This window comes from Streptomyces sp. NPDC006510 (assembly GCF_040611955.1).
Taxonomy (GTDB): domain Bacteria; phylum Actinomycetota; class Actinomycetes; order Streptomycetales; family Streptomycetaceae; genus Streptomyces.
The window spans coordinates 1-2486 of record NZ_JBEXPH010000405.1; the positions used below are offsets into that span (position 1 = coordinate 1).

Sequence of the window (2486 nt, forward strand, 5' to 3'; positions counted from 1 at the left end):
GAATTAGGTTAGCCTTGCCTGACTTCAAGCGAGCCGCTTGTGTTCCGACACGGCCGCTGATCTCTCCCGCGAACGCCATGACCGGGCGTGCGCGTACACCGCCGCGTGCTGTGGCGTCGTATCCACCGCCGCCGACGCGCTGACCGCACTGTCGGCACCCATCCCCGCAGGAGCAACCCGATGCATCAGACCTTGTCGCCCGAACGTGTCCGTGCCGATGTCGCGGAGCTGCTCGACTGCGACCCGGCCGGGATCGCGCCCGAGGAGAACCTGGTCGACCTCGGTCTGGACTCGGTACGGATCATGGTCCTGGTCGACCGCTGGCGTGCCGCGGGGGCGACCGCGCTGGAGTTCGCCGATTTGGCCGAGCGGCCCGAACTGGGCCACTGGACGGCACTGTTGACGGATGGTGCCGCATGAGCCGGGTCGACCACCGGCACCGGCACCTGGACCGGATCGCGGAGGTCCGGGCCGGGCGCCATGCCGAGAAGGTGGGCTATCCGATCGGCATCCGGGCGATCGAGGTCGTACGCACCGCCATGGTCGGCGCCGGTCTGCTGCGGGTGACCCTGGGCGGGGCGGGCGCCGAGGGGTTCGAGGCCCACGCGCCGGACGAACACGTGAAACTGATCTTCCCGGATCCGGACGGCTCGCTGCGGCTGCCCGAGCGGAACGGGGCGATGCTGAGCTGGCCGCGGCCGGCGGTCGTCTCGCGGGAGTACACCGTGCGCCGCTACGACCCGGTCACCGGCGAGATCGACATCGACATCGCCCCGCACGACGGCGGCCTCGCATCGGACTGGGCGCATGCGGCCCGGCCGGGCGACATCATGCATGTCGCGGGGCCGCCCGGCGGGCTGATCGTCCCGCACACCTACGACCGCTACCTGCTCGCGGGTGACATCACGGCCCTGCCCGCGATCGCGCGGTGGCTGGAGGAACTGCCCAGGAGCGCGAAAGGCTGGGCGTTCGTCGAAGTCGCCGACGCGGCGGAGGAGATCGAGCTGTCCGCGCCCGAGGGTGTCGCGGTGCGATGGCTGCACCGCGGCGATCTGCCGGCGGGAACCGGCGACGCCTTGGCGCGGGCCGTGACCGCGGTGACCGTGCCCGAGGGGGAGCGGGTGTACGTGTGGGTCGCGGGCGAGGCGGGGCAGATCAAGCCGCTGCGCCGCTGGGTCCGCGACGAGCTGCGGCTGGAGAAGGCCGACCACGACATCACCGGTTACTGGAAGCGCGGCGTCGCCGACTTCGACGAGGACGACCACTGATCAACCGGCCGGACACCGGGCAGGCGTGACGCCGCCCGGTGGTTGTCCTGCCAAAAGGCCATCAACTAAGGTGAGCCTTACCTAAGTATCAAGGAGCTTCGCATGTCCATACGCAGATCGTCCGGCCTGGTCGGCGCCGTGTCGCTGGCCCTCGTCCTGGCCGGATGCGGGTCGTCGTCGGAAGGCGGGTCGGACGCCCCGGACAAGGGGAGGACCCGGGTGTTCGCCGCGGACAACGGCAGGATCACCATCCCGGCCGACCCGCAGCGTGTGGTGGCCACCGGCTATGCCGTGCCCGCCCTGATCGAGGCCGACGCACCACTGGTCGGGATCTCCTCGTGGAAGCGCGGTGAGCCGATGATGTCTGAGGAGGACCTGGCCGCGTACAAGAAGCTCCCCAAGGTGGCCGGAGAGCAGGCGGCCGAGACCAACTACGAGGCCGTCGCCGAGGCCGACCCCGACCTGATCGTCATCGGTGTCCCCGCCCCGGTGCTCGGCGACATCGACATCAAGCGGCTGGAGTCCATCGCCCCGGTCGTGGCGATCGGCCCGACCGTGCCGTCCGCGTGGCGAGAACTGTCCCACAAGCAGGCCGACGCCGCGGGCGCGCTGGAGCGGTTCGACTCCGCGAAGGACGAGTACGAGGCCAAGGCCGCCGGACTGGCCAAGAAGTACAAGGACGTGCTGCCCCGGCTCAAGCTGGGCCACGTCGGCTCGTACGGCGAGGTCGCCAAGGGCACCTTCCAGCGCGAGTTCAACGGTTCATGGGGCACCAACATCGCCGAGGACATCGGCGCGAAGTACTACGGCAAGGTCAAGGAGCCCGGCCCCGGCTCGCGCGCGGTCAGCGAATACCCGTCCATCGAGGAGCTCCCCGCCGCGTTCGGTGAGGCCGACGTCATGACGTACTCGGTCAACGCCGACGGCAGCGTCCCCGAGCCGGTCAAGTACGTCATGGACTCGAAGCTCTGGAAGAACCTGCCCGCCGTCAAGGCGGGGAAGGCCTTCCCGCTCCGCTACACCGAGGCCGCGACCTACGGGCAGGGCATGCAGACCCTGGGCGCGATCGACAAGTCGCTCGCCCCGCTGCTGAACCGGTGACCGCCGCGGGCCGTGCGTCCCGGACGGCGGGCACCGGCCGGGCCGTGCCACAACTCGGCCTGCTCATCGGCGGCCTGGTGCTGCTGGCGGCGATCGCCGTGCTCAGCATGGGCGTCG

At 70.5% G+C, this 2486-nt stretch carries 3 protein-coding genes; all 3 read left to right on the forward strand.

Going from position 1 to position 2486, the window contains the following annotated elements:
• The first annotated feature begins 180 nt into the window (after positions 1-180).
• The 3 genes from ABZY11_RS43920 (at position 181) to ABZY11_RS43930 (ending at position 2369) form a co-directional block, all read left to right on the forward strand.
• A complete protein-coding gene (locus tag ABZY11_RS43920; RefSeq protein ID WP_356484539.1) occupies positions 181-420 on the forward strand; it encodes a phosphopantetheine-binding protein in 240 nt (79 codons plus the stop codon).
• Positions 417-1268 carry a siderophore-interacting protein gene (locus ABZY11_RS43925; protein ID WP_356484540.1) on the forward strand — a complete coding sequence of 284 codons (852 nt, stop codon included), beginning with the start codon at positions 417-419 and terminating at the stop codon, positions 1266-1268. The genes ABZY11_RS43920 and ABZY11_RS43925 overlap by 4 nt, the downstream gene beginning before the upstream one ends.
• Positions 1269-1370: 102 nt before the next feature.
• Positions 1371-2369, forward strand: coding sequence for an ABC transporter substrate-binding protein (locus tag ABZY11_RS43930; RefSeq protein WP_356484541.1), 999 nt, complete (start codon positions 1371-1373; stop codon positions 2367-2369).
• The last annotated feature ends 117 nt before the right edge of the window (positions 2370-2486 follow it).

What these genes read in the sequence shown, in the direction of transcription:
- ABZY11_RS43920 (WP_356484539.1), top strand. Translation starts at nt 181, where the DNA reads ATGCATCAGACCTTGTCGCCCGAACGTGTCCGTGCCGATGTCGCGGAG.
- ABZY11_RS43925 (WP_356484540.1), top strand. Translation starts at nt 417, where the DNA reads ATGAGCCGGGTCGACCACCGGCACCGGCACCTGGACCGGATCGCGGAG.
- ABZY11_RS43930 (WP_356484541.1), top strand. Translation starts at nt 1,371, where the DNA reads ATGTCCATACGCAGATCGTCCGGCCTGGTCGGCGCCGTGTCGCTGGCC.